Annotated in this window: 4 protein-coding genes and 2 pseudogenes; 3 read left to right on the top strand and 3 right to left on the bottom strand. The window is 30.4% G+C overall.

Features of this window, described 5'->3' with window-relative positions:
- Positions 1 to 178: 178 nt before the first annotated feature.
- Complete coding sequence (locus FLS47_RS16850) at positions 179 to 436, bottom strand: hypothetical protein (protein ID WP_149915492.1); 258 nt, start codon at positions 434 to 436, stop codon at positions 179 to 181.
- Between the two features lie 5 nt (positions 437 to 441).
- Positions 442 to 1,191: pseudogene (locus tag FLS47_RS18675) on the bottom strand (ParA family protein).
- A 597-nt stretch (positions 1,192 to 1,788) separates the two neighbouring features.
- Here FLS47_RS18675 and FLS47_RS16835 point away from each other — a divergent pair.
- The 3 genes from FLS47_RS16835 to FLS47_RS16825 are packed head-to-tail and all read left to right on the top strand — an operon-like array spanning position 1,789 to position 3,087.
- The gene (locus tag FLS47_RS16835) at positions 1,789 to 2,232 is read left to right on the top strand and encodes a PcfK-like family protein (protein ID WP_149915489.1); all 444 of its coding nucleotides are present in this window, start codon (positions 1,789 to 1,791) and stop codon (positions 2,230 to 2,232) included.
- Complete coding sequence (locus FLS47_RS16830) at positions 2,186 to 2,752, top strand: hypothetical protein (RefSeq protein WP_149915488.1); 567 nt, start codon at positions 2,186 to 2,188, stop codon at positions 2,750 to 2,752. The genes FLS47_RS16835 and FLS47_RS16830 overlap by 47 nt, the downstream gene beginning before the upstream one ends.
- Positions 2,740 to 3,087 carry a reverse transcriptase domain-containing protein gene (locus FLS47_RS16825; RefSeq protein WP_317131692.1) on the top strand — a complete coding sequence of 116 codons (348 nt, stop codon included), beginning with the start codon at positions 2,740 to 2,742 and terminating at the stop codon, positions 3,085 to 3,087. The genes FLS47_RS16830 and FLS47_RS16825 overlap by 13 nt, the downstream gene beginning before the upstream one ends.
- On the opposite strand, the pseudogene FLS47_RS19185 reads toward FLS47_RS16825, so the two are convergent.
- Positions 3,065 to 3,174: pseudogene (locus FLS47_RS19185) on the bottom strand (IS982 family transposase); the annotation flags it as partial. The gene FLS47_RS16825 and the pseudogene FLS47_RS19185 overlap by 23 nt on opposite strands.

The raw sequence follows: 3,174 nt of genomic DNA, 5'->3' as shown, positions 1-3,174 counted from the left end.
ACTGTTCTAGGGCTAGGTCCTTCATGGACTCAAAATCAAAATCGCTTTCCTTAATACTCATAATTACTATGTCAAAAATAATACTTCTGTTTATTATCCTTGACACAGTTTATTTTACAGTCTCCCTCTTTACTATACTTTTGACAAGCTTATACATTTATGTAAGTGCTATTAAATATTATAATTCTTCAAGTTCGGGATAAGTATTTTTCAAAGCTTCCATAATAAGTGTTTGAATAGTTTTTCCGCTGTCTTTACTAATATCGTATTTCAATTGCTTGTGCCATACAATAGGAATTTTAAAAGTGAAATTTTTATAAATATCTTCCTGTACTACTTCACTTGAATCTTGTGTTGCTACGTTCTTAGCTAAATTAGTTAATGATTCTGCGGTATTTTTATTTCTATTTAGGGATTCAAAATTTTTCTTACTCATAATTCTTAGTTTAAACTCGTTAAAATTTCATTTGTCAAATCTTCGTAGTCCTTTGCTCCTGCGCTTGATTCGTCATAATCAAAGATGCTTTCACCTTGTGCCTGTGCTTCGACAAGCTTTACATTGACACGGATTTTAGTTTTAAATAATTTGCCCTCGAAATTATTGTTTACAGCATCCTTAATCATATTAGTAATTGTTCGACTATTATTGAACTGGGTTAAGAATACTCCTAGTAATTCAATATCTGGATTTGAATTTTCTTTGACTGTTTTAATAACTTCCATGATTCTGTCAAGCCCTCGATATGCGAAAAATTCAACTTGCATCGGAATGCAGACATACTTTGAAATAACTAGAGCATTAAATACCAGAGTGCTTAAAGTAGGTGGTAGATCAAATAATACATAGTCATATTTTTCGATAACTTTAGAAAGAAGTTTTTTCAATACACTTTCTTAGTAATCCTGTCTTGCTACATCAAATTCAAAGCCTACCAAATCAAGATTTGACGGACACAAGTATAAATTCTCAGCTATAAAATGTTCAGGAATTACAGACTTATTTTTGAATGTGGTATAGAGTGTTTGTTCTTCATCAAAAACCCCCAATCCTTCCGACAAATTGGCTTGTGAATCTAGATCAACAAGTAAAGTTTTGTAACCCTTTTTAGCTAAGGCCGAACCTATGTTTATCACCGATGTGGTCTTACCTGTACCACCTTTGTGATTAATAAATGAAATAACTTTTGTCATATATTTTTAATTGCTTTATGTAAATATATGAATTATTATTTTAACAAAACAATATTTTAATAAATATTGTTTTTGAGATATTTTATTACTTTTAGGCTTTACAAAAATAACAAAGGGCTATTAGACGAATCTAAATAGCCCCAAAAGCAATCATATAACAAGTATATGACAGTAGCAAAGGTAGTATATTATTTTACAATATCGTAGGTTAATCCATGTAAATGAAAATATCAAATAAATTTTATTGGATAAATATTTTCATACCTACGCTTCTCTTTGAAAATCTCCCTACCTCGAGTAGCTTCGATTTTCTTTTTTACTCATTAATTGGAATGCAAGGTTACTTCGCCAGAATGACACGCCCCAACACCATCAAAAATATCGTTACGATATACTCCACAAATTTTTTGATGCACAATCCCATCCGCACCCAATAAAAAATCTCACAAAAGGGGTATCTACCCTACGGGCAGAATCTCCCCCACTACTCATTCCCAACACACTCATTTTGATCATTTTTTCTTTTGCTTAGTCATCCTTTCACTCGTGAACATCTAGCGTTAATTAACAAATTTTTCAAATTTTAAACTTATCGCTATGAATGTTTCAAAACAATTTACAAGTATTATCAAAGTACATTTAGACTTACTTTCTGAAAATGACGAGGAATTAAAAACTGCATTATTAAATGATTCTAAGTCATTAGAGAACTGCTTTATCTATATATTAAATACAGTTCAAAAATCTGGGATAAATGGTTTTGCTGATGAGGAAATTTTTCAAATGGCAGTTGATTACTATAAAATTGATAATGTTATAATTGAGAATCCCAATATTCAATCACAAGTTGTTATTAATAGGATTCCCGAAGTTACGGAAGAAGATAGAGAACTAGCTAAACAAAAAGCTATTGAAGATTTAATAAGGAAAAAATTACTAAAAAATCCGCAAAAGTTAATAAATCTGAAACCGCTAATCCAACTCTATTTTAAGTATGAAAACGTCAACAAAATTTCAATTCCGAATTCAAGAGTTAGCTAAAACATTAAAACCGCTTTCAATGGCCCATAAGAACTGGGCTATTGATAAATGTATTAACCATGTTGCTACTGTCAATTCAAAAAGAATAATAACATGTTTAGCTTGTAATCATATTTTCAAAGATGATTATAAAGGAATCAAAAAACATAAATGTCCTAATTGTAAAAAGTCTATTGTTAAAAATCAAACTCGAAATTTAATTTTTCGTGACGATGCGATCTGCATGATTTATGATACATGCAAAGATTTTCAAGTCTTAAGATATTGTATAGTAGAAGCTTATTTTAAAAAGGGTAAAGAAGCATTTTATTCTTTTGAAGAAGTTTGCCAAATATGGATTAACCAAAATGGTAAGTATGAAATTTATTCAAAGCTTCATATTCTAAATTTCTATATGAATGAATGGAAAGGTGATTTTGAATTTAGAAACAAAAAAACATTAGATAAATATGATCTAAAACCATATAAAATTTATACAAAGCATAAGTTAATCCCAGAAATACAAAGATTATTGACCTGAAAAACTTCTTTGATGAAGTTGACCATTGTTTATTACTGAATTTAATCTACAAAAAAGTGAAATGCAAAGCTACGATGCAACTGATACGCAAATGGCTCAGAGCACCGATTAAAATCAACGGAAAGCTACAAAAGAGAAGAAAAGGCGTTCCGCAAGGAAGTCCTTTAAGTCCATTATTGTCGAACATTCTACTGCATCAATTGGATAAGGAAATGACTCGAAGAGGACATAAATTTGTGCGTTATGCGGATGATTTTAGTATCTATTGCAAAAGCCACAATCAAGCCAAAGCTACTAACCTGAATTCGATAATTAAAAAGCGTACAATTGGTTAGTTTTTACCGTTTGATATTTGATTGAAGGTTTCTTAGGGAAGAAACTGTATGCTGCTAATCCAGCTAAGATATTTACGATAAAGTTGA

The organism is Sphingobacterium cavernae (assembly GCF_008520265.1).
In the GTDB taxonomy this organism is placed as follows: Bacteria; Bacteroidota; Bacteroidia; order Sphingobacteriales; family Sphingobacteriaceae; genus Sphingobacterium; species Sphingobacterium cavernae.
This window is presented reverse-complemented; position numbering and strand designations above follow the sequence as displayed.